We start from the raw sequence: 19,321 nt of genomic DNA, 5'->3' as shown, positions 1-19,321 counted from the left end.
GATCAGGTCAGGTAGCGGTAGACCGGTGAACCCGGCTCCAACTGCTCGACGTGCAGGTGAGAATCCCGCATACGTTCGAGCAGCGGGCTCAATCCGCTCGCGAACCCGAGTTCGATGCCGACCAGAGCAGCACCGGTCTCGCGGTTGTTGCGCTTGACGTACTCGAACAGCGTGATGTCGTCCTCGGGGCCGAGCACCTCGTCGAGGAATCGGCGAAGCGCACCGGGTTCCTGGGGGAAGTCCACCAGGAAGTAGTGCTTGAGCCCCAGGTGAACCAGAGAACGCTCGAGGATCTCGCCGTAACGGGAGACGTCGTTGTTGCCACCGGACACCAGGCAGACGACGGTACTTCCGGGGGCGATGTCGAGGTGCTCGAGCGCAGCAACCGCGAGTGCGCCCGCGGGCTCGGCGATGACACCCTCGTTCTGGTACAGAGCCAGCATCGCGGTGCAGATCGCGCCCTCGTCGATCTGCGTGACCAAGAACGCACCGGGACCCGCACTGTCGAACACCGGCGCAGTGAGCAATGGCAACGACGCGTGCGAGACGACGGTGGCACCCAACGACCGGAGCGCCGCATACGGCACGTCCCCGATGCGGCGGACGGCGGCACCGTCGACGAACGGATCGATGTCGGCGAGCGTGACCGGACCACCGGCGATCAGTGCGGCGGTCATCGATGCGGCACCGGACGGCTCGACGCCCACCAGCGAGGTCTGCGGTGCGCGCTCGCGCAGGTAGCTCGAGATGCCCGCGATGCATCCGCCGCCGCCGACGGGCATGACGACGACGTCCGGCGCGCCACCGAGCTGGTCGACTATTTCGGCAGCGATGGTGCCCTGGCCGGCGACGGTACGGGGGTCGTCGAACGGAGGCACCATGGTGGCACCGGTACGAGCGACATCCTCGGCAGCAGCTGCTGCCGCGGCATCGAACGTGTCGCCGATGACGATGAGGTCGACGAACTCGCCGCCGTGCACGCGGATGCGGTCACGCTTCTGCTTGGGAGTGTTGGCCGGAACGTAGATGCGACCGCGGACCTGCATCGTGCGGCACGCGAATGCGACGCCCTGCGCGTGGTTGCCCGCGCTCGCCGTCACCACGCCCACCGCACGCTCGGCCTCGGTCAGCTGGTCCATCAGGTTGTACGCGCCGCGAATCTTGTACGACCGCACGATCTGCAGGTCCTCGCGCTTGAGGTAGACCTTCGCGCCCGTCTCCGCGGACAGCCGTTCGCACAGCTGCAGGGGTGTCGCAGCAACCACCGAAGAAATACGCACCGCAGCGGCATCGATGTCGGCAGCGGTGACGGCTACCGAGGGTGAATGCTGGGAGGCGAGTTCAGGGGATGAAGACACCAGCACATGCTGCCACCAGCGTGGAACGGTTGCCCATCCGGGACCGCTCCACGACCGGACCGACGGCGTTTCAGACGCGGGAGAGTACGAGCACAGGTATCTCGCGGTCGGTCTTCTTCTGGTACTCCGCGTAGTCGGGGTACGCGGCAACCGAGCGTTCCCACCACACTGCCTTCTCGTCGCCGGTCACCTCGCGGGCGATGTAGTCGTGCTTGTCCCGACCGTCCTGCAGCTCGACGAGCGGCTCGGCCTTGACGTTGTGATACCAGACCGGGTGCTTCGGGGCACCGCCGAGGGAGGCAACGATGGCGTACTCACCATCGTGTTCGACTTTCATCAGCGGTGACTTGCGCAGCTTTCCGCTCTTGTTGCCCTTCGTGGTCAGCAGCACCACCGGCATCCCGTTCATCGTCGTGCCTTCGGTTCCGCCGGAGTTCTCGTACAGCTCGGCCTGCTTGCGGGCCCAGTCGGATGAACTCGGTTCGTATTCTCCTGTCAATGGCATGGCTTTCAGTCAACACCTCGAGGCGTCGGCACGCCACGAGATCGTCGACATTGCCAGGTCCGGACCCCAAGTTCGGCCCACCGAATCTTTTGTGGGTATAGTCTGAACTTCCTGCAGCGGAGACCCGAACCTGCCGGTGGCACCAGAGGAGAACGCGATGACCTACACGAGCACCCAGGTGAGCCGTCGACCCGCTCCGGCCCTACGTACCGCGGACGTGGCGGGCATCGCGTGGCCCGTCTACAAGCTCGAGGCCCTCGCACTCGGGTTCATCGTGTTCACTGCGACGCTCGTCGTTGCCGGCTCCCTGCACGCAGCAGTGCTGGCCGGCGCAGCAGTCGCCGTACTCACCTGGTGGACGCTGCGCCTGACCGAACTGGGTTCGACCGGACCGGCGTCAGCCCGTCAGGCAGCCCGGGCCGAGTAGCGCTTTCAGGTCGCCCATCAACGCCGATGTCGGCGTGACGCGCAGACTGTCGTCCAGCTTCATCGTGGTGATCTTGTCGCCACTGACCAACCGCAGGTGCACATCCGAGGTTCCCGGGTGGCTCGACAGCACCCGCTTGAGGGCACCGACCTTGTCCGCCGTGCACAACCGAGTCGGCAGACTCACCGCGAGGGGCTTGTCGATGCCGATCGCGGACAGATCGGGTACCGCAAGATCGTTGGCGATCAACGAGATTCGATCGTCGCGCACCGACACGCGGCCCTTGACGAGTACCACCGAGTCCTCGGTGACATCGGCACCGAACACCGAGTACGCCTGCGGGAAGAACAGCACCTCGATACCGCCGGCGAGGTCCTCGAGCTGAGCCGACGCCCACGTCAGGCCGTTCTTGTTGATCCGACGATTCACCGAAGCCAGAATGCCGCCGACGGTGACCTGTGTGCCGTCCTTGATGTCACCCTCGAGAATGGTGGGGATGTTGCAGTCGGACTTCGCGGCGAGCATGTGCTCGACGCCCAGCAGCGGGTGTCCCGAGACGTACAGGCCGAGCATCTCGCGTTCGAGGGCGAGCCGATGCTTGGATTCCCACTCCTCGTCCGGCACCCGAACGTTGAACACGGCGGAGATGGACTCGTCGGCGTCCTCGCCGCCGAACAGGTCGAACTGACCGATCGCCTCGGCCTTCTTGGTGCCCATCACCGCGTCGATGGCGTCGGCGTGGATGAGCATCAGGCCCTTGCGGGGATGATCGAGTGAGTCGAAGGCACCTGCCTTGATGAGGGATTCGGTGACCTTCTTGCTGCACGCGATCGCATCGATCTTGCCGAGGTAGTCGGAGAAGTCGGTGTACTTGGACTTCTCCGATCGCGCCCTGATGATCGAGGCGACAACGTTGGTACCGACGTTGCGGACGGCACCGAGCCCGAACCGGATGTCCTTGCCCACCGACGCGAAGTTGAGTTCGGATTCGTTGACGTCCGGTGGCAGCACCGTGATGCCCAGCTTGCGGCAATCGGCGAGGTAGATCGCGGCCTTGTCCTTGTCGTCGCCGACGCTGGTGAGCAGTCCGGCCATGTACTCGGCCGGGTAGTTGGCCTTGAGATATGCCGTCCAGTACGACACCAGGCCGTAGCCCGCGGAGTGAGACTTGTTGAACGCGTAGCCCGCGAAGGGCAGCACGGTGTCCCACAGCGCCTTGATGGCCGCCTCGGAGAAGTCGTTGTCCAACATGCCCTGCCGGAACCCGGCGTAGGCCTTCTCCAGCTCGGAGAGCTTCTTCTTGCCCATGGCGCGACGCAGCAGGTCGGCCTGGCCGAGGGTGTAGCCGGCCACCTTCTGCGCCAGCTGCATGATCTGCTCCTGGTAGACCACCAGGCCGTACGTCTCGCCGAGAATCACCTTGAGCGGCTCTTCGAGCTCCGGGTGAATCGGCTTGACCTCTTGCCTACCGTTCTTGCGGTCGGCGTAATCGTTGTGCGAGTTCATGCCCATCGGACCCGGCCGATACAGGGCAAGGACGGCGACGATGTCCTCGAAGCCGGTGGGCTGCATCCGGCGGAGCAGATCGCGCATGGCGCTGCCGTCGAGCTGGAAGACGCCGAGAGTGTCTCCGCGAGAGAGCAAGTCGAAGGTCGCCGGATCGTCGAGCGGGAGCGCGTCGAGGTCGATGTCGATGCCGCGGTTGGCCTTGATGTTGTCGATGGCGTCACCGATGACGGTGAGGTTGCGCAGACCGAGGAAGTCCATCTTGAGCAGACCGATGGCCTCGCACGACGGGTAGTCCCAGCCGGTGATGATCGCGCCGTCCTGCGCGCGCTTCCACACCGGAATGGCATCGGTGAGCGGCTCGGACGACATGATGACCGCGCAGGCGTGCACGCCCGCGTTGCGGATCAGGCCCTCGAGCCCCTTGGCCGTCTTGTAGATGGTCGCGACGTCGGGGTTGGAGTCGATCAGGGCCCTGACCTCGACGGCTTCCTTGTAGCGCTCGTGCGCCGGGTCGGTGATGCCGGCCACGGAGATGTCCTTGGCCATGATGGGCGGCGGAAGTGCCTTGGTGATCTGATCGGCGATTCCGAAGCCGGGCTGGCCGAACTGCACGCGCGCGGAGTCCTTGATGGCGGCCTTGGTCTTGATGGTGCCGAACGTGATCACCTGGGCCACTCGATCGCTGCCCCACTTCTCGGTGGCGTAGCGGACCATCTCACCGCGGCGACGATCGTCGAAGTCGATATCGATATCGGGCATCGACACGCGCTCGGGGTTGAGGAATCGCTCGAACAGCAGACCGTGCGGCAATGGATCGATGTTGGTGATACCCATCGCGTACGCGACGAGAGAGCCCGCGGCCGAGCCTCGACCGGGCCCGACGCGGATGCCGACGGCCTTGGCGTGGTTGATCAGGTCGCCGACGACGAGGAAGTACGCCGGGAAGCCCATCTCGAGAATGACCTTGATCTCGTACTCCGCGCGCGCGAGGTAGTCCTCGCCCGGGCCGTCGGGGAACCGCCGCTCGAGCCCGGTCATGACCTCGTGGCGCAACCACGTTCCCTGCGTGTGTCCCTCGGGCACGGGGAAGATCGGCATCCGGTCGCGGTGCGCCCACACCTCGTCGTAGGGCTGCACCCGCTCGGCGATGAGCAGGGTGCTGTCGCATGCACCGGGCACCTGATCGTCCCAGAGCTCGCGCATCTCGGCGGCGGACTTGAGGTAGTAGCCGTCACCGTCGAACTTGAAGCGAGTGGGGTCGCTGAGCGTCTTACCTGTCTGGATGCACAGCAGCGCCTCGTGGTTCTCGGCGGCGTCCTTGGTGACGTAGTGGCAGTCGTTGGTCGCCAGCGGCGGGATCGAGAGCTTCTTGCCGATGTCGAGCAGACCTTCGCGGACGCGTCGCTCGATGGACAGACCGTGATCCATCAGCTCCAGGAAGAAGTTGTCCGGCCCCCAGATCTCGCGCCACTTCGCGGCAGCCTCCAGCGCCTCACGATCCTGGCCCAGTCGCAGGCGAGTCTGCACCTCCCCCGACGGGCAGCCGGTGGTGGCGATGATGCCCTCGGCGTGCGAGGCGATGATCTCCTCGTCCATCCGGGCCCACTTGCCCAGCTGCCCTTCGATGGAGGCGAGGGAGGACAGCTTGAACAGGTTGCGAACTCCGGTGGCGTTCTCGGCGACCATCGTCATGTGCGTGTACGCACCGCTACCGGAGACGTCGTCGGACTTCTGGCTGCGGTCGCCCCACAGCACGCGCTTCTTGTTGAAGCGAGACTCCGGGGCGATGTAGGCCTCGATGCCGATGATCGGCTTGATTCCGGCCTTCTTGGCCTCGTTGTAGAACTCGCTGGCCCCGTACATGTTGCCGTGGTCGGTCATGCCGACTGCCGTCATCTCCAACCGCGCCGCCTCGGCGAACATCGCCCCGATCTTGGCGGCACCGTCGAGCATCGAATATTCGGTGTGGTTGTGCAGATGAACGAACGAATCGGCCACGAAGGTTCTCTCCTGAAGGTCGTGCGTTGTCGACAGTACGAGCCGCGAACGTACTCACTGTAAGCGGTCGAACCGACAGATTTTCCACGCTGCCGGTGTGTCCTGGGAGGACGTGACGGGTGTGACGGATGCGACGAGAAATCGCCTCATTCGGTCGGCACGAGACCGTCGTCGGGAAGCGGCCCGACGACGTCGACGTACTCCGGCAGAAGCGGCTCGACCGCGAACTTGCCGGACACCGCATCCGGCGGAAGAGCTTGCACCGCTCGCACATCGGGCCGGCCGGCCAGCTCGGTGAGCTCGGCAGGGGTCCCGCGCACCACCACTGTCACCACACAGGCGCACCCGTCGAGCAGACGTCGCTGCGACACTGCGGCGATCTGCGCCTGCCGGTCCCCCACACCGAACGACGCCGCCGCCAGGCTCGCTGCACGCGCGGTCGAATTCAGTACCGAGCGCTCACTGCCGGGTACACCCACGGTGAGTATCGGAGTCTGCACGCGGTCGAGCGGAACACGCACCAACACCTGCGAGATACGGACGCCGTCGGCGACGGTACGAACCTGTTCGGCGGTGAGTTCGCGATCGAACGACACCGAGCCCCATCGAGGTTCGGTGGTGTCGCTGCGCAGACTCTCCTCGGCGCGGGCCAGGTACTCGGCCACCTGCTCGCCACTGTCCGGGCCGAGGCGGTCGGTACTCACGATCGACTGTCGTACCGGATTCAGGTGCCCGATCACGGCGAGCGCCCCGATCACGAGTGCCGCGACAACGACGCCGCCGAGCACTCCGGAGACTCCCCTGCTGCGCATCACGCCTTCCGAAGCACCTCGAGTGCGTGCTCGAGGTCGGCCGGATACTTGCTCTCGATCTCGACCCAGCGGCCGTCGGACGGATGCGCGAAGCCGAGCGAGCGAGCGTGCAGCCACTGCCGTTCCAGGCCCAACCGTTCGGCCAGCCGTGGATCGGCTCCGTAGGTCAGATCGCCGCAGCACGGATGCCGCAGCGCCGAGAAGTGCACCCTGATCTGGTGCGTACGACCGGTTTCCAGGTGCACGTCCAGCAAGCTCGCGGCCTGGAACGCCTCGACCGTGTCGTAGTGGGTGACGCTGGGCTTGCCGTCGGCTCGGACGGCGAACTTCCAGTCGTTGCTGCCGTGTCGACCGATCGGGGCATCGATCGTTCCACTGCTCGGATCCGGGTGGCCCTGCACCAGTGCGTGGTAGCGCTTGTCGATGGTCCGCGCCTTGAACGCCCGCTTGAGCACGGTGTACGCCCGCTCGGACGTGGCGACCACCATGACCCCGGACGTGCCGACGTCGAGGCGATGGACGATGCCCTGCCGCTCGTGCGCACCGGAGGTCGAGATACGGAATCCGGCGGCCGCGAGACCACCGATGACGGTGGGGCCGGTCCAGCCGACACTGGCGTGCGCAGCGACCCCGACCGGCTTGTCCACGGCCACGATGTCGTCGTCGGCGTAGAGGATTTCCATCCCCTCGACCGGCTCCGCCTCGATCGTCAGCTCACGGGCGGGCTCGGGCAGCGTCACCTCGAGCCACGAACCGGCGGCCAGCCGGTCGGACTTGCCGACGGCACCGTGATCGACCAGAACCGAGCCCTCCTCGGCGAGGGTCGCGGCGACGGTACGCGAGAGCCCGAGCAGCCGAGCCAGACCGGCGTCCACCCGCATTCCGTCCAGGCCGTCGGGGACGGGCATCGAGCGCGATTCCCTCACTTGTCGGCCTCGCCTGCGGCGTCGGAACTCGACTTGCCGGCTCGTTCACCGTTCGGCTCGAACCCGAACAGGCTCAGGACGACGAGCAGGATGGCACCACAGACGATGGACGAGTCGGCCACGTTGAACACCGGCCACCAGCCCACCGACACGAAGTCGACGACGTGTCCCTGGAACGGGCCGGGTGCACGGAAGAAGCGGTCGATCAGGTTGCCGAGTGCGCCGCCGAGAACGAGACCCAATCCCAGTGCCCACCACGGCGATCGCAGCGTCCGACCGATCTTGATCACCCCGATGACGACCGCGACGGCCACGACCGTGAGCAACCAGGTCATTCCGGTGGCCATCGAGAACGCCGCACCGGGATTGCGTACCAGCCGCAGCGTCACGACGTCTCCGACGATCTCGATCGGGTTGCCGGGCTCGACGTAGTGCACGACCAGAATCTTGGTCACGAGATCGAAGAGAAGAATCACGGCCGCGATCACGATCAGCAACCGCGTCTTGAGCGGCTTCGAAAGTCCGATCTCGGCGCTGTCGGCTTCGGTCACCTGCGAGTCCGCGGTCTCGTTCGGTGCCGGAACACTACTCGTCTCGGCTGGCGGATCGTCGGCGCGGTCTTCACTCACCTGTCCATCATGGCGTATGGACGGCGGTGGGTCCTCATCCGTGCCGCGCACCACCGGTCACCGCGGGCGGTGTCAGTAGCCTGGTGCGCGTGAAGACGACCGATCGAAACCGCACCGTCCGCTCCGGTTTTCTCGCTGCCTGCTGTGCAGTGGCACTCGTCGCCGGATGTTCGAGCACCGACGCCGACTCCGATCCAGCTCCCGATCAGGCCGCGTCCTCGAACGAGGTGACGATCGCCGTGACACCGACGACCACGACGGTCGTCGACCCCGGTGCCGAGCCACGGCGCGTGCTGGCTTTCGACACCTCCGACTCCGACGAGCAGACCGTGGACCTGACCACCACATCCACCGTGTCGCAGCAGATCGACAACGGTGCTCCGCAGGACTTCTCGAGTCCCGATCTGACCGTGCCACTGTCCGCGTCGACGTCCGAGACCGTGCCGGACGACGACGCTGCTACCGGCGCGACCCGATCCGTCGAGCTCACCATCGGAGCTGCGACGTCACCCGACGAGGGACTGACCGACGCACTCGCCGCCTCCGAGGGCTCGACGGCGCGGCTGGCGAGCACCGACTCCGGAGCGATCACCGCACTGCACATCACCCCCGCCGACGCCGCGCTCGATACCGCCCGCGCGGCGATCGAACGGTCGTTGAACGCCGCGGTGTACCGCTCCGTCGACTTCCCCGACGCAGAGGTGGGAGTGGGCGCAGTATGGACGGTCGATCAGCAGGTACTGAGCGGCATCACGTTGAACCAGCGCAGCACTGTCACGCTGCGAGCGCTCGACGGTGACCGAGCGACCCTGGACGTCGCGATCACCCAGACGCCCGAATCGTCGACATGGAACCTGCCGGACAACGCCGGCACACTGAACATCGCGACGTACACCTTCACCGGCTCGGGAACGCTGGAGATCGATCTGACCCGTCCACTCCCCGTCGGCGGGTCGATCACCGCAGGTGGTGAGCAGATGTACACCGATCCCGACAGCACGACGGTGCTACGCCAGACCGTCGGAGACTCCATCGGCTGGGCTGCCCGATGACGGCGCGGACCACGACGCAGCTGCTGGCGGCGCTGGCGCTGGTCGGCGTCGCCGCGGCCGGGTGCGGTGCAGACGAGCCTGCCCCGAGCCCTGCAGCCGCACCCAGCGCCGTCCCCGCGCCCGATCCTCTGCTCGGCGCACCCATCACCGACTCCGGCGTCCTGGCCGCGGCGATGTTGGGTCTCGGTGACCTCCCGGACGGGTTCTCCTCGATCCCCGACCCGGTCCAGGATCTGGGGCTCGACCCGGCTCCCGAGTACGACTCCCCCGACAGGTCCGGTACAGACCCGGCCGAATGCGCCGCCGTCCTGGCTCCGATCTCGGAGCAGCGGGGCGGGGCGACGTCTACCGCAGTCGCCCGCTTCTCGGGACCGAACTTCTCGTCGATCGACGAGGATGCGGCGAGCTACTCCGATACGGGCACGGCCGAGGCGTTCACGGCGATTCAGCAGGCGTGGGCAGGGTGCACGACGTTCAGTGGCACGGATGCGGACGGGGTGAGCGTCGACTATGCGCTGGCAGGCCGGGAGCAGTCGTCGGTCGGTGACGCATCGGCCTCGGTACGCCTGACCACCAGCAGTGAAGGGTTCACCTTGATCTCCGACGTGGTGGTGGCCGTGGTCGATTCGACGGTCGTCCAGATCGTCGTCTCCGACCGGAGTGGCCTGGAACCCGATACGGTCACCGCTGTCGCCGAGGCGGCCGTCGAGCGCATCCGATCGGTCACACCGAGCATGTGAACCGGGCGGTCGCCCCACGAAAAACTGCCGGTGACACATCCCCGAGGGGACATGTCACCGGCAGTTCTACTGTCGGTCAGAGACGATCGGCAGGACTCAGGGTGCGGGGCACGCCGGGCTGGTCAGCTGAGCGAGCGAGACGATGCCGCAGGCGTTCTCCTTGGAGAGCTTCCACACGCCGTCCTCGGGGACGAACTGGAAGGTGCCGGGGTTGGCCTGGCCGTTGAGCGTGATCGTGATGCCGGCATTGAGAACGCCGGTGCCGAGATCGTCGATGCTGGTGATCTCGATCTGGGCGTTGTTGGCCACTGCAGCAGCGGCGACCTGGTTGATCAGATCCGGATCGGCGGATGCACCCTGGATCAGGGCGGCCTTCTCCTCGACCGGAACGTTGGGATCGAGCCCGCGGGCGAGCTCGGCGTTCAGCTCTTCGACGGTCGGAACCGGGGGGTACGCACCGGCGTCGGGAGCGGCAACCGCAGAGGTGGTGACAGCCGTCGTGGTCGCGGTCGGCTCGTCACCGCCTTCCGAGCTGCAGGCGGTCATGGTGAGCGCTGCGGCGATGGCGATGCCGGCAACCATTGCCCGTCGGGTGTTGCGAAGCTTCAAGTGCTTGTCCTTTTCACTCTGAGTCACATCTCGATCGTTCTGTGACTCGTCGGTCGTCTGGAATGGGGTCGTCTCGGACCTGGTCCACTATGTCAGCTCGACACGCCCGAGTCACAACGCGATCGGCATACCTGTGAAACCTCACAGAGTTTCCTCAGCCAGGCCACAACTCACTTCAGGCTGTCGAGAACGTCGGCGACGACCAGGTTCTCGTCCGATTCCGCGAAGGTACGCGCGATTCCCGGCCCGGTGGTGCGGGTCTCGAATCTGACGGTCACCACCGAGTGACCGGCCCCCTGCACCCAGCCGTGGCCGAAGTCGGGATGCCGCACATCCATACCCGGCTGCCACCGAGGGCCTCCCGAGACGACGACATCGGCGGCGGCCTCGATCGGGGCGGGCGACTCCTCGGTCGCATCGGCGACCGGCTCGTACTCCAGTTCGGGAAACAGCGATCCCTGCCGAACGGCCGACAGCCCGGCCAATCCGACCCCGACCAGCCTGATCGGACCGACATCGACCGGATCGACGGCAAGCCGCTGCGCCGTTGCCACGATGGTCTGCTTGTCCACCGTGGCGTACGGCAACGTGGCCGATCGAGTGATGATGCTCATGTCGGACTTGCGTAGTTTGAGTACCACCGTCCTGGCACCCCGACCGTCCTTCAGCAATCGGCGATGCGTCGAGTCGACGATGGACTCGATGGCCGGGCGAAGCTGCGCGAGAGAGATCAGGTCCTGGGCGAACGTCGTCTCGGCGCTGACCTGTTTGGCCTCGGCTCGCTCGGCCACGACTCGGTTGTCGATTCCGCGCGCCAGCTGATGCAGGCTCGGTCCCATCGTGGCCCCGAGGATCGACGCCACCTCGGACTCGGGCGTGGCCACGAACTTGCCGATGGTGTCGATGCCCAACCGCCGCAAACGCTCTCCCGCCACCGGTCCGATCCCCCACAGCTTCCGCACCGGAAGAGCCGCCATCAGCTCGGCCTGAATTCCCGGAGCGACGACGGTCATGCCGTCGGGCTTGGCCAGTCCCGACGCGATCTTGGCGATCTGTTTTCCGGATCCGGCACCGATCGAGGCGACCAGCCCGGTCTCGGCGAGAATCAGTGCGCGCAGGCCGGCGCAGAACTGCTCCACCTCGCGAACCGTCGCCCCGGCCAGTTCGAGCGGCTCACCGAACGCCTCGTCGATCGAGAGTTGCTCGAGGACGGGCATGGGTCCCCGCAGCGCCTCGAAGGCGCGTCGGCTCAGCTCCGAGTAGAGAACGAACCGCGGCGGCAACACCACGGCCCCGGCCCCCACCAGTCGGCGAGCCTGATGCATCGGCATGGCCGAGCGCGCTCCGAACGCGCGGGCCTGGTAGCTGCAACCGGCCACCACTCCCCGCCCGCCCGCGCCACCGACGAGAACCGGGCGGCCCCGCAACGTGGGTCGCGTCAACTGTTCGGCGGAGGCGAAGAACGCGTCCATGTCCAGGTGCAGCACCCATCGACGACTCCGCAGGGTGTGGTCGGCGGTATCGGGCACGGTCGTCAACGACGGTCGTCGGTGGCGAATCCGAGAGCGTGCGCGGCGCGTTCGGGTGTGGGATCCGACCACAGTTCGCCGTACGTCTCGTTGGTGGTCAGCGATCGAGTGTGGGCGGTATCGATGTACAGGGTGCCGTGGAGGTGATCGGTCTCGTGGGCCACGATCCTCGCCGGCCAGCCGCTGACCACCTCGTCGATCGCGCGCCCGGTCTCGTCGGTGCATTCGAGCCGGACTTCGGCCGCTCGGGTGACGACCGCCTGGTAGCCGGGAACACTGAGACATCCCTCGTAGAAGTCCGCCGTCCGCGGCCCGACCGGGGTGTACCGCGGATTGATCAGTACCCGGAACGGAAGCGGCGTGCGCTCTCGGACGCGGGCGACGTCCGCTCCCACCTCGTACAGGTCCTCGATCACCGCGATCTGCAACGGAATACCGATCTGCGGGGCAGCCAGACCGACACCGGGCGCGTCGTGCATGGTTGCGCGCATCACCTCGATCAACTCCCCGAAAGTCTCGGAGTCGAGCTGCCCGGCGTACGGCACGGCCCTCGACCGCAGAACCGGGTGGCCCGCGGCGACGATGGGCACGACGCCGCCGCGAGCTTCGGCGAGAAGCTCACGAACGGCGTCGACCGAGACGTCGCCGTCGATCATGACGACTTGGTGATCGCTGCTCGCACTCCCTCGCCGAGATCGCTGCCGTCGTCCCCCACGTGTCCGTCGACCAGCGAGAGCGCGAGCACCTCGCCTGCGATCAGATCACGATGAGTGTCGAGCCACGCCTGCCGATGTTCGGGGACGTCGATGACGATGTCGATTCGATCCGAGACGTCGAATCCGTGATTGCGACGGGCGTCCTGGAGTTCACGGATGCGGTCCTTGGCCCAGCCCTCCGCCTCGAGCTCCTCGGTGACGGCGGAATCGAGCACGACCAGTCCGGCGTTTCCTGGCAACGGTGCCGTCGATTCGGGTTCGGCGGCAACGAGTTTGCGCGTGTACTCCTCCGCTAGCAACGCGATGCCTGCCGCACTGACGACTCCGTCGGCGTCCTCCGACCAATCACCTGCCTTGACGGCCTTGATGACCGTCTGGACGTCCTTGCCGATACGCGGGCCCGCGGCACGGGCATTGACGACGAGCTCGAACTTTCCGTGTACGGCAACGTCCTCGGTGAGATCGACTTTCTTGACGTTGACCTCGTCGGAGATGATGTCGACGAACGGACGCAGCCGCTCCGCATCGGCGGCTGCGACCGTCACCTCGGGCAGCGGCAACCGCACGCGCAGATTCTGGGCCTTGCGCAGACCCAGCACCGTGGAGCACACGGTGCGGACCTCGTCCATGCTCTCGACGAGTTCGGGATCCGACGGCAGTTCGCCTGCCTCGGGCCAGTCGGTCAGGTGCACCGAGCGGCCACCGGTCAGTCCACGCCACACCACCTCGCTGATCAGCGGCAAGAGCGGGGCGGCGATGCGAGTGAGCACCTCGAGCACGGTGTGCAGGGTGTCGATGGCGTCGGCGTCCTCGCTCCAGAATCGCGAACGCGACCGGCGCACATACCAATTGGTCAGTGCATCGCAGAACGTGCGCAGCTCGTCGCAGGCACCGGCGATGTCGTTGCCCTCGAGCGCATCGGTGATCGCGTCGCGGGTGGCCGACAGCTTGGCCAACACGTAGCGATCGAGCACGTTCGGCGAATCGGTTCGCCACTGCCCGGGCTTCGACGCGTACAGCTGCAAGAAGCTCCACGCATTCCAGATCGGCAGCAATGCCTGGCGAACGCCTTCGCGGATACCCTGCTCGGTGACGATGAGGTTGCCGCCACGCAGGATCGGTGAGGACATCAGGAACCACCGCATGGCGTCGGAGCCGTCGCGGTCGAAGACCTCCTTGACGTCGGGGTAGTTACCCTTGGACTTGCTCATCTTCAGTCCGTCGTCACCGAGCACGATGCCGTGTGCGGCAACGGTCTTGAACGCCGGGCGATCGAACAGCGCGGTCGCCAGCACGTGCAGGGTGTAGAACCAGCCTCGCGTCTGGCCGTTGTACTCGACGATGAAATCGCCCGGGTTGTGTGTGGAGAACCACTCCTCGTTCTCGAACGGGAAATGGACCTGCGCGTACGGCATCGAGCCCGACTCGAACCAGCAGTCCAACACCTCGGGGACGCGACGCATCGTCGACTTGCCGGTCGGATCGTCCGGGTTGGGCCGGGTCAACTCGTCGATGTACGGGCGGTGCAGATCGGTCGGTCGCACGCCGAAATCACGCTCGAGCTCGTCCAGGCTGCCGTACACGTCCAGACGCGGGTAAGCCGGGTCGTCGGAGGTCCACGCCGGGATCGGGCTGCCCCAGTAGCGGTTTCGGCTGATGTTCCAGTCGCGTGCACCTTCGAGCCACTTGCCGAACTGGCCGTCCTTGATGTGCTCGGGAACCCAGGTGATCTCCTGGTTCAGCTCGACCATCCGATCACGGAACTTGGTGACCGCGACGAACCACGACGGCACCGCCATGTAGATCAGGGGCTGACCACTGCGCCAGCTGTGCGGGTACGAGTGCTCGATGGTCTCGTGCCGCAGCAACCGACCCGAGGCCTTGAGATCCTTGATGATCACCGGGTTGGCGTCGAACACCATCAGACCCTCGTACGGCGGCACCAGCGAGGTGAACTTTCCGCCCGCGTCGAGCGGTTGCACCACCTCGATTCCGTTCGCGGTGGCGACGTCCATGTCCTCCTCACCGAAAGCCGGTGCGAGGTGGACGATTCCGGTGCCCGAATCGGTGGTGACGTAGTCGGCCTCGAGCACACGGTGCGAGTTCTCGTGGCCGAGAAAGAAATCGTAGGGAGGTGTGTAGGACAGCCCGACCATTTCGGCACCGGTGTGCTCGGAGAGCACCTCCGGCTCCTCCCCCAGTTCCTTCGCGTAGTGCGAAAGACGTGCAGCGGCAAGCACGTAACGCTCACCGTCCGCGCCTCGCACCTGCAGGTACTGCACCTCCGGGTGCACCGCGATCGCCAGATTCGACGGAAGGGTCCAGGGCGTGGTGGTCCAGATCAGCGCGTTCGCACCGTCCAGGGGCGAGCCGGGAGCCGTCAACGGCATCGTGACGGTGACCGCGGGATCCTGACGCATCTTGTAGGCGTCGTCCAGGCGGGTCTCCTGATTGGACAGCGGTGTCTGCTCGTACCAGCTGTACGGCAGCACCCGGTATCCCTGGTAGATCAGGCCCTTGTCGTGCAGCGTCTTGAACGCCCACATGACCGACTCCATGAAGTCGACGTCGAGGGTCTTGTAGTCGTTGTCGAAGTCGACCCATCGCGCCTGCCGGGTGACGTAGTCCCGCCACTCGTCGGTGTACTGGAGTACCGACTGCTTGCAGTAGGCGTTGAACTTCGCCAGGCCCATCTCGTCGATCTCGGACTTGTCCTTGATGCCGAGCTGCTTCTCCGCTTCGAGCTCTGCGGGCAGACCGTGGCAATCCCACCCGAAGCGACGCTCGACCTTCTTGCCCCGCATCGTCTGGAATCGCGGGACGAGGTCCTTGACGTAGCCGGTGAGCAGGTGACCGTAGTGCGGCAGGCCGTTCGCGAAGGGAGGGCCGTCGTAGAAGACGAACTCGTCCGCACCTGCTCGATTGTCGATGCTGGCACGAAAGGTGCCGTCCTCGGCCCACTCGTGCAGAACGATGCGCTCGAGATCCGGGAACGGGACGCTGCCCGAGCGGCCCTCGGCGAGGTCCACCAATGGGTAGGACCCCGAGTTCGGACGTTCGGTTGCATCTGTCATGTCAAGTCTCCTCCGTGCCGGCCACGTCTCAGACGCGACGCAAAGTTGGCACGGGGACGACATCCGGGCGATTCGTACGCCCGATACCGCGGTACCACCCCGCTTGCACGCTCTCGACGACCGTATCGTCGGAGTGCGCCACTCCAGACGAGCTGTGACGGGCTCACCCGTTCGGTTCTACTGAACACCGTTCCCAAGCACCTGGGTGCTTCGTACCGACGTCGTTCTTCCGAAAGCTCCCCGGTGATGGCCGGATCGACGCCGTTGAATCTGACACCTGTGAATCTGACACCTGCGAATCGTGATGCTACCTGTCGAGCTCGGGCGGTGGCCGTCGGCCCGTGAGCGCGCCGACCAGAAGTAGAACAGCACCCACGATGCAGACGGCGATGCACGCCCAGGCCCAGACGACGGATCCCGTCATCAGGGCGATAACCAGAAAGCCGAAACCGATCGCAGCCGCGCCGAGAGTCAGGACCAACACACCGATTCCTCGCTCACCACTCGACGCGACAACCTGATCCGACGCTGTCCACGATCGACAGCGTCGGAGGTCGGTGGTGCGTCAGTTGCCCTTGGCGTACGACTGGCTGTACCCCGAGGACTGATTGTCCTGGTTGAAATTGTCCTGCCCGTTGTCCACCGGCAGCGCCGAGGAACGGTTCTCGAGTTCTTCGAGCTGCGATTCGAGGTAGGACTTGAGCCGCACGCGGTACTCGCGCTCGAACGTCTTGAGCTGCTCGATTCGACCTTCCAGCACCGAACGCTGCTGGTTGATCGTCGCCATGATCTCGGTGTGCTTGCGCTCGGCGTCGGCCTGCAGTGCGTCGGCCTTCTCCTTGGCCTGACGCAGCTGGGTCTCGGACCGGGTCTGCGCGTCGGACAACAGCGACTCGGACTTCTGGCGAGCCTCGGCCATCATCGACTCGGAACGGGTCCGTGCATCCGACACGAGACGCTCGGCGTTGGTGCGCGCATTGCCGAGCAGCTGCTCGGACTCCGACTTGGCGTCACCGGTGAGACGATCGGCCATCTCCTGAGCGAGGCCGAGAATCTTGGCGGCCTGCATGTTGGAGTCGCCGCTCTGCTGCGGAGCTGCTGCAACGGGCGCGACCGGCGCGGGCTGCTGCACCACGGGCGGTGGCTTGGGGGGATCCACCGGGCGCTGCGGCTCGGCCTTCGGTGCCGCGGCCTGAGCCGGTTGCGGGCTCTGCCGCGCAGCGCTCTTGGCGTCCGCAAGCTCCTGATCGAGCTCACCGACCCGCTGGCGTAGGTCGGCGTTCTCTTCGATCAGTCGCGACAACTCTTGCTCGACGAGGTCGAGAAAAGCGTCGACCTCGTCTTCGTTGTAACCGCGCTTACCGATGGGCGGCTTGCTGAACGCGACATTGTGCACATCAGCTGGAGTCAGCGGCATGGAAGGATCCCTTCACGCGTCTTGGGGCGGTAGAGCAAGCATTCAGTTATATGCCATTCCGCGCGAGTGCAGAACAATCAAACTGTAACTGGCGTCCATTCTGTCACACAGGACACGCAGCATGCGCTGGGTCCCGCGTTCTAACATTTCATCTGCGGCCTCAGGCCGCGAGACCACTGGTCACATTCCACGCGATGAAGACCACGAACAGCAGGACCATGATGGACAGGTCCAGTCGCACTCCACCGAGGTTCAGCGGCGGAATTATCTTCCGGAGGAACTTCACCGGCGGGTCGGTGACGGTGAAGATCGCCTCGAGCACGATGACGACCAACCCGGTCGGTTGCCAATCTCTCGCGAAAGTCCTGATGAACTCGACGATGATTCGACCGATGAGAAGGAGCCAAAAAAGAAACAATACGATGTTGATCACCGTGAACACGATCACGGCTATACTCTGCCTGACTTCGCCGGGCTGAGCAAAGCGCGCTGGTCACAGCCCTGAACTACCGCTCCGAACAGCAAATGTCTCACTGCTGGCTGTAGAAACCGGTCTCGGCGATCCGCCTGCGCTCCTGCGGTGAGACGTCGACGTCGGCCGGCGAGAGCAGGAAGACCTTCGTCGCTACCTTGTCGAACGAACCGCGCAGCGCGAAGGCGAGCCCGGCAGCGAAATCGACCAGGCGCTTGGCGTCCGCGTTGCTCATCTCGACCAGGTCCATGATGACCGGAGTGCCGTCGCGGAAGCGCTCACCGATGGTGCGAGCCTCGCTGTAATCACGCGGTCGGAGCGTGGTGATCTTCGAGAGGGGGCCGCCGTCGTCGACGATCGGGCTGCGTCGGGTCTCCGCCCGCACATCCATCCGAGTGTCCATGGCGAGCGCTCCTCTGGTTGCCGCACCTCGCGTGGTCGGTGCCGCGCCACGGCCTCGTCCACCGATCGGTGCCAGCGTTGCCGCCGGACGGGGTGCCTCGTAATCGTCGTAGTCGTCCTCGACCTGCGCATGCCGCGATCCACCGAAGGACGGCTTCACGAACTCACGCTCGTCGATGTCGTCGTAGCTGTCGCGACCACCACGGGAGCTGCGTCGCGTGTCCGGATCGTCGAGGTAGTCGTCCTCGTAGTCGGCGAGCGGAACCATGCCGAAGTACGCCTTGAACTTGTGCAGGGTGCTCATCGTTCTGCCTTCCGTGGCGGTGTGTCTACTGTCCATCTCCAGGTTCGCAAGTGTCTGTTGTGACTGATGTGATCCATGGACTGTTATTGCGAGGCTATCGGCCGAGCGCCGAGTATTGCGGTACCGACACGCACGCACGTCGATCCGTGGCGCACAGCAGCTTCCAGGTCTCCGGTCATGCCCGCGGACAGCTCGAGCGCTCCGGGATGATCGGCCGACAGTCGACGATGCAGACTCTCGAGGTCGGCGAATGCGGCGTCCGGATCGGCGTCGAGCGGCGGCACCGCCATCAACCCCGCCAACCGCAACCCGGACGCGTCGGCCACCGCGTCGGCGAGCGCGTGCAGTTCGTCGCGTTCGACGCCTCCGCGATGCACGTCCCCGTCGAGACTGACCTGGACGATCACGTCGAGTTCGGTCCGGCGCACACCCTCGTCCAGTGCCGCCGTTGTCGCCTTCGACAGCGCAGTCACCAACCGCGCACTGTCCACGGAATGGATGGAGTGCGCCCACGCGGCGACCGACTTGGCCTTGTTTCGCTGCAGGTGTCCGATCATGTGCCACCGCGGTGGATCGCCACTGAAGTCGTCGGCCGTCTCGGCGACCTTGGGAGACGCGTCCTGCTCCCGCGACTCTCCGAAATCGCGGCATCCGAGGTCGTACAGGATCCGCACATCCGACGCAGGGAAGAACTTCGTCACCGGGAGCAGAGCCACATCGGCAGGCGACCGGCCCGCGTCGACACACGCGCGATGCAACCGCTCGCGTACCGACGTCAACGCCGTCTCGATCTCCTGCGCCCTGCCAGTACCCGACGCAGTGCCGCTGAGTTCGCTCATGAC

At 65.7% G+C, this 19,321-nt stretch carries 18 protein-coding genes; 3 read left to right on the top strand and 15 right to left on the bottom strand.

All coding sequences use genetic code 11. The annotated features are described in order from the left end of the window. Positions 1 to 2: 2 nt before the first annotated feature. Together ilvA and CH249_RS13350 are read right to left on the bottom strand one after the other, a co-directional pair. Positions 3 to 1,358, bottom strand: a complete 1,356-nt coding sequence (gene ilvA, locus CH249_RS13355) for a threonine ammonia-lyase IlvA (protein WP_032394689.1) — start codon at positions 1,356 to 1,358, stop codon at positions 3 to 5. Positions 1,359 to 1,428: 70 nt separating this feature from the next. Beyond that, entirely contained in the window at positions 1,429 to 1,863 is a 435-nt protein-coding gene (locus CH249_RS13350; protein ID WP_094682304.1) for a nitroreductase family deazaflavin-dependent oxidoreductase, read from the bottom strand. Positions 1,864 to 2,020: 157 nt separating this feature from the next. On the opposite strand from CH249_RS13350, the gene CH249_RS13345 reads away from it, so the two are divergent. Further along, on the top strand, positions 2,021 to 2,290 hold the full coding sequence (locus tag CH249_RS13345; RefSeq protein ID WP_045194929.1) for a hypothetical protein: 270 nt from the start codon (positions 2,021 to 2,023) through the stop codon (positions 2,288 to 2,290). On the opposite strand, the gene dnaE is transcribed toward CH249_RS13345, so the two are convergent. The 4 genes from dnaE to lspA form a co-directional block, all read right to left on the bottom strand. After that, positions 2,261 to 5,797, bottom strand: coding sequence for a DNA polymerase III subunit alpha (gene dnaE, locus CH249_RS13340; RefSeq protein WP_032394370.1), 3,537 nt, complete (start codon positions 5,795 to 5,797; stop codon positions 2,261 to 2,263). The genes CH249_RS13345 and dnaE overlap by 30 nt on opposite strands. Positions 5,798 to 5,943: 146 nt before the next feature. Then, positions 5,944 to 6,609 carry a hypothetical protein gene (locus CH249_RS13335; RefSeq protein ID WP_094647721.1) on the bottom strand — a complete coding sequence of 222 codons (666 nt, stop codon included), beginning with the start codon at positions 6,607 to 6,609 and terminating at the stop codon, positions 5,944 to 5,946. Further along, positions 6,609 to 7,535 carry an RluA family pseudouridine synthase gene (locus CH249_RS13330; RefSeq protein WP_032394372.1) on the bottom strand — a complete coding sequence of 309 codons (927 nt, stop codon included), beginning with the start codon at positions 7,533 to 7,535 and terminating at the stop codon, positions 6,609 to 6,611. The genes CH249_RS13335 and CH249_RS13330 overlap by 1 nt, the downstream gene beginning before the upstream one ends. Beyond that, positions 7,532 to 8,164: a signal peptidase II gene (gene lspA / locus CH249_RS13325; RefSeq protein WP_094631690.1), complete on the bottom strand. Its 633-nt coding sequence runs from the start codon at positions 8,162 to 8,164 to the stop codon at positions 7,532 to 7,534. Before lspA ends, CH249_RS13330 begins: the two co-directional genes overlap by 4 nt. A gap of 89 nt (positions 8,165 to 8,253) precedes the next feature. Here lspA and CH249_RS13320 point away from each other — a divergent pair, with 89 nt between their 5' ends. Further along, positions 8,254 to 9,216: a hypothetical protein gene (locus tag CH249_RS13320; RefSeq protein WP_230596641.1), complete on the top strand. Its 963-nt coding sequence runs from the start codon at positions 8,254 to 8,256 to the stop codon at positions 9,214 to 9,216. Next, positions 9,213 to 9,956: a hypothetical protein gene (locus CH249_RS13315; protein ID WP_094682303.1), complete on the top strand. Its 744-nt coding sequence runs from the start codon at positions 9,213 to 9,215 to the stop codon at positions 9,954 to 9,956. Before CH249_RS13320 ends, CH249_RS13315 begins: the two co-directional genes overlap by 4 nt. Before the next feature lie 96 nt (positions 9,957 to 10,052). On the opposite strand, the gene CH249_RS13310 is transcribed toward CH249_RS13315, so the two are convergent. The 9 genes from CH249_RS13310 to CH249_RS13275 all read right to left on the bottom strand — a co-directional run bounded on the left by CH249_RS13310 (position 10,053) and on the right by CH249_RS13275 (position 19,318). Beyond that, positions 10,053 to 10,538, bottom strand: coding sequence for a hypothetical protein (locus CH249_RS13310; RefSeq protein ID WP_176459229.1), 486 nt, complete (start codon positions 10,536 to 10,538; stop codon positions 10,053 to 10,055). 197 nt (positions 10,539 to 10,735) lie between these two features. Further along, a complete protein-coding gene (locus CH249_RS13305; RefSeq protein WP_094682325.1) occupies positions 10,736 to 12,052 on the bottom strand; it encodes a DNA polymerase IV in 1,317 nt (438 codons plus the stop codon). A gap of 47 nt (positions 12,053 to 12,099) precedes the next feature. After that, entirely contained in the window at positions 12,100 to 12,750 is a 651-nt protein-coding gene (locus CH249_RS13300; RefSeq protein ID WP_094631688.1) for a peptide deformylase, read from the bottom strand. Continuing rightward, complete coding sequence (gene ileS / locus CH249_RS13295) at positions 12,747 to 15,884, bottom strand: isoleucine--tRNA ligase (RefSeq protein ID WP_094682302.1); 3,138 nt, start codon at positions 15,882 to 15,884, stop codon at positions 12,747 to 12,749. Before ileS ends, CH249_RS13300 begins: the two co-directional genes overlap by 4 nt. Before the next feature lie 307 nt (positions 15,885 to 16,191). Further along, positions 16,192 to 16,368, bottom strand: coding sequence for a hypothetical protein (locus CH249_RS27875; RefSeq protein WP_045194919.1), 177 nt, complete (start codon positions 16,366 to 16,368; stop codon positions 16,192 to 16,194). A gap of 81 nt (positions 16,369 to 16,449) precedes the next feature. Then, entirely contained in the window at positions 16,450 to 17,301 is an 852-nt protein-coding gene (locus CH249_RS13290; protein WP_032394378.1) for a DivIVA domain-containing protein, read from the bottom strand. 160 nt (positions 17,302 to 17,461) lie between these two features. Then, positions 17,462 to 17,749 carry a YggT family protein gene (locus tag CH249_RS13285; protein WP_032394379.1) on the bottom strand — a complete coding sequence of 96 codons (288 nt, stop codon included), beginning with the start codon at positions 17,747 to 17,749 and terminating at the stop codon, positions 17,462 to 17,464. 82 nt (positions 17,750 to 17,831) lie between these two features. Then, positions 17,832 to 18,479: a cell division protein SepF gene (locus CH249_RS13280; RefSeq protein WP_032394380.1), complete on the bottom strand. Its 648-nt coding sequence runs from the start codon at positions 18,477 to 18,479 to the stop codon at positions 17,832 to 17,834. Positions 18,480 to 18,562: 83 nt separating this feature from the next. Further along, on the bottom strand, positions 18,563 to 19,318 hold the full coding sequence (locus CH249_RS13275) for a YggS family pyridoxal phosphate-dependent enzyme (protein ID WP_094647822.1): 756 nt from the start codon (positions 19,316 to 19,318) through the stop codon (positions 18,563 to 18,565). Positions 19,319 to 19,321: the final 3 nt, after the last annotated feature.

The sequence above is a fragment of the Rhodococcus sp. 05-2255-3B1 genome (assembly GCF_002258545.1).
Classification (GTDB): Bacteria; Actinomycetota; Actinomycetes; order Mycobacteriales; family Mycobacteriaceae; genus Rhodococcoides.
Note: the sequence above shows the minus strand (reverse complement) of the source record. Positions and strands in the feature narration are given on the sequence as shown.

What these genes read in the sequence shown, in the direction of transcription:
- CH249_RS13280 (WP_032394380.1), bottom strand. Translation starts at nt 18,479, where the DNA reads ATGAGCACCCTGCACAAGTTCAAGGCGTACTTCGGCATGGTTCCGCTC.
- CH249_RS13335 (WP_094647721.1), bottom strand. Translation starts at nt 6,609, where the DNA reads ATGCGCAGCAGGGGAGTCTCCGGAGTGCTCGGCGGCGTCGTTGTCGCG.
- CH249_RS13315 (WP_094682303.1), top strand. Translation starts at nt 9,213, where the DNA reads ATGACGGCGCGGACCACGACGCAGCTGCTGGCGGCGCTGGCGCTGGTC.
- CH249_RS13345 (WP_045194929.1), top strand. Translation starts at nt 2,021, where the DNA reads ATGACCTACACGAGCACCCAGGTGAGCCGTCGACCCGCTCCGGCCCTA.
- CH249_RS13290 (WP_032394378.1), bottom strand. Translation starts at nt 17,301, where the DNA reads ATGCCGCTGACTCCAGCTGATGTGCACAATGTCGCGTTCAGCAAGCCG.
- CH249_RS13310 (WP_176459229.1), bottom strand. Translation starts at nt 10,538, where the DNA reads ATGGTTGCCGGCATCGCCATCGCCGCAGCGCTCACCATGACCGCCTGC.
- ileS (WP_094682302.1), bottom strand. Translation starts at nt 15,884, where the DNA reads ATGACAGATGCAACCGAACGTCCGAACTCGGGGTCCTACCCATTGGTG.
- CH249_RS13350 (WP_094682304.1), bottom strand. Translation starts at nt 1,863, where the DNA reads ATGCCATTGACAGGAGAATACGAACCGAGTTCATCCGACTGGGCCCGC.
- CH249_RS13275 (WP_094647822.1), bottom strand. Translation starts at nt 19,318, where the DNA reads ATGAGCGAACTCAGCGGCACTGCGTCGGGTACTGGCAGGGCGCAGGAG.
- CH249_RS13300 (WP_094631688.1), bottom strand. Translation starts at nt 12,750, where the DNA reads ATGATCGACGGCGACGTCTCGGTCGACGCCGTTCGTGAGCTTCTCGCC.